Origin of the sequence: Cuspidothrix issatschenkoi CHARLIE-1, assembly GCF_002934005.1 — a bacterium.
Taxonomy (GTDB): Bacteria; Cyanobacteriota; Cyanobacteriia; order Cyanobacteriales; family Nostocaceae; genus Cuspidothrix; species Cuspidothrix issatschenkoi.
Window position 1 is genome coordinate 1 of sequence record NZ_PGEM01000132.1, and the last position, 3,565, is coordinate 3,565.

Annotated in this window: 1 protein-coding gene; it reads left to right on the forward strand. The window is 41.2% G+C overall.

Annotation, left to right across the window (positions count from 1 at the left end):
• Window positions 1–270 precede the first annotated feature (270 nt).
• Window positions 271–3,420 (forward strand): DISARM system SNF2-like helicase DrmD, encoded by a 3,150-nt coding sequence (gene drmD / locus CUN59_RS16545; RefSeq protein WP_104388875.1) that lies wholly within the window; start codon window positions 271–273, stop codon window positions 3,418–3,420.
• Window positions 3,421–3,565: the final 145 nt, after the last annotated feature.

Consider the following 3,565-nt stretch of genomic DNA (forward strand, 5'->3'; position numbering starts at 1 on the left):
AAGGATTACAGGTAAAGGGTTTGAGCCGTTTTCATGTAAAAAGAGTGCAAGCTTTTACGAGGTGGAAACTCGAAAACCTTGCATTTAAGTTTGATACCAAGGAAAAATAGCTCCCATCCAACTCTTGAAACTGTTCCCTGTTCCCTGTTCCCTGTTCCCTCTCCTCACAGACAACTTTTTCAGCAAGCCCTATTTACTTTATTTGATGTGTAGTTAAGTGCTAAATTACCAATAGGGTAAACACCGGACTCATTTTATCTTGTATTACTTATGACCGTAGTTAGAGCTATTCCCGAACAAGGTCAACTGGTGAATGTGCGATCGCGTCAATATGTGGTCAGTGATGTTCATCATACCAGCTTACCCACTAACCCCGTGTTGGGTGGGGTGACAAAAACCCAGCATTTGGTCAAACTCTCTTCTGTAGAAGATGATGGTTTGGGGGAAGAATTACAGGTAATTTGGGAATTGGAAGTGGGGGCGCGTATTTATGAAAAAATGGAGTTACCCCAACCCAAAGGTTTTGACTCACCAGAACGGTTAGATGCCTTTCTCGATGCAGTACGATGGGGTGCAGCTTCCACGGCTGATATTCGCACTGTGCAGTCACCTTTCCGCAGTGGGATAGATATTGAAGATTATCAATTAGATCCGGTAGTGCGGGCAATTCAAATGCCCCGCGTTAACTTATTAATTGCTGATGATGTGGGTTTAGGTAAAACCATAGAAGCTGGTTTAGTAGCCCAGGAATTAATTATCCGTCATCGTTGCCATGGGATTGTCATAGTTTGTCCATCTTCGCTACAAGTGCAATGGCAAGAACAGATGCGGGATAAATTCGGTTTGGATTTTCGCATTGTTGACAGTGCATTAATGAAAGAACTGCGCAGGAAACGGGGTATTCATGTGAACCCTTGGCAACATTTTCCGCGGTTAATTACTTCCATAGATTTTTTGAAGCGCGATCGCCCTTTACGTCTGTTGGGAGAAATATTACCCGGTGAAGGGGAATCTCTCTACCCCCGCAGGTTTGATTTATTAATCGTTGATGAAGCCCATAACGTTGCCCCCTCTGGTGGGGGTAAATATGCGGTAGATTCCATGAGAACGGCTGCTATTCGGCTATTAGTCCCCCACTTTGAACATAAGTTATTTTTGACTGCCACACCCCATAACGGCTACCCGGAAAGTTTCACCGCTTTGTTAGAATTGCTTGATTCTCAACGGTTTGCGCGGGGGGTAACACCAGACAGGAAACAATTACAGGTGGTGATGGTACGCAGGTTAAAACAGGAAATGCAAAATTGGGATGGTTCACCACTATTTCCTAAGCGCCAATTAGCAGCCATTTCTGTAGATTATCCAGCCGCAGAACGTCAAGCCCACGCCGCCTTAAAAAGATATACAGAATTACGTTGCAAGGGTGTGGCAGATAATACAGAAAAATATGCTACGGAATTTGTTTTAAAACTCTTAAAAAAACGCTTATTTTCTTCCCCAGCAGCTTTTGCTAGTACCTTAGAACAACACCAACAATCATTAACTACAGCCCGTCGTCGCACACCATCTAGTTTATCTCGACCGAGTGAAGGAATTTTGCGGCGACAGTTACAAGAAATTGAAGAAGATTTTGCTGATGATGATGTTTATGAAGAATCTACAGATGAAGCAATTACTAATACAACTCGGTTATTTAGAGAATTAAATTCTGAAGAACAAAGTTTATTAACCCAAATGTTGCAATGGGCAGAAACAGCAGCGAGATTAGCTGATGCTAAAGCCAAGGAACTCCTTAACTGGATTCATACTTATATTAAACCAGAGGGAAAATGGTCTAATGAAAGAGTCATTATTTTCACAGAATATCGAGCCACACAAAAATGGTTATATAACCTATTAGCGGCGCAAGGATTAGTCCAGGAAGAACGGTTAATGACTCTATATGGGGGGATGAAATCAGAGGACAGAGAACAGGTAAAGGCGGCATTTCAAGCCCATCCTGATATTTCCCCAGTGCGAATTTTATTAGCTACGGATGCAGCCAGTGAAGGTTTAGATTTACAAAACTTTTGTTCGCGGTTAATTCATTATGAAATACCTTGGAATCCTAACCGCATGGAACAAAGAAATGGGCGGATAGATAGACATGGACAAAAGGCTTCAGAAGTATTAATTTATCACTTTGTCGGTAAAGATTATCAGCAAAATAGCACCCAAGGAATTAAACCGGGGGAACTAGAAGGGGATTTAGAATTTCTCATGCGGGCGGCTTTAAAGGTTAATAATATTCGGGAAGATTTGGGAAAAGTTGGCCTAGTTATTGCTGCCCAAGTAGAAGAAGCAATGATGGGAAAACGGACTATTTTAGATACAACAGTGGCAGAAAAGGAATCAGAACCTGTCCGCCGGATGTTAAAATTTGAGCGTCAAGTCCGGGAACAAATTGAAAAATTACGAGAACAATTAAATGAAACTCGTCAACATTTACGACTGACACCAAATAATATTGAAGCGGTGGTCAGGATTGGGTTGGAATTAGCAGAACAACCGGGGTTAATTGAGGCTAATTTAGCAGAAGTTAGTGGGAAAGCTTTTTATTTACCACCTTTGAAAAGTAGTTGGGCGGCTTGTAGTGAAGGGTTAGCCCATCCCCATACAAAAGTAATTCGTCCTATTGTTTTTGATCCTGAATTATCCCACGGTCGAGATGATGTAGTATTGGCGCATTTGAATCATCGGTTAGTGCAAATGTGTTTACGTTTGTTAAGGGCGGAAGTGTGGTCAAAAGAGGGGAAAAAATCATTAAATCGAGTGACGGCGCGATTAGTTCCTAATTCAGTTTTAGAGACACCGGCGGTAATTGCTTATGGGAGATTGGTAATATTAGGAAGTGACCAACAGCGATTACATGAAGAGGTAATTACGGCGGGAGGTTTATTAAAGGAAGGTAAGTTTAACCGCATGGGTGTAATGCAAATTCAAACCGCATTATCGGCAGCTTTACCAGATTTAGCACCGGAAAAGATCAGAAGGACTTTAGAGAGTTTATGGAATAGTCATGGAGATTTATTAATGCAATCTTTGCAAGTGCGAATGCAAGATAGGGCTAAGAGTTTACAGCGCGATTTAAGTAATCGGGCAGAAAAGGAAGCGGCGGATATTACGGCTATTTTAACGGAATTACAAAGGAGTATTGAACAGGAGTTAAATCAACCAGATGTGACACAATTGGAGTTATTTAATAATACGGAAAAGGAACAATTTGAGAGAAATGTGAATAGTTTGAAAACGAGGTTGGAGGAAATTCCTAGAGAGATAGAAATAGAGGTTGCAGCGATAAAAGCGCGGTTTACAAATCCTACATCTAGGTTATTTCCCTTGGCGGTCATTTATTTAGTTCCGCAGAAATTGGCGAAATAGGAAAAATAAGATCCCCGACTTCTTTTTAAATCTTGTAAATAATTAATTAATGTTAGAAGTCGGGGATCTGGGTGGTTGTCAGAATCAGTATTTCCAGGATTATAAGCTGTTGTGCATTTAATTTGTATAATTCTTGCGGGCAAGA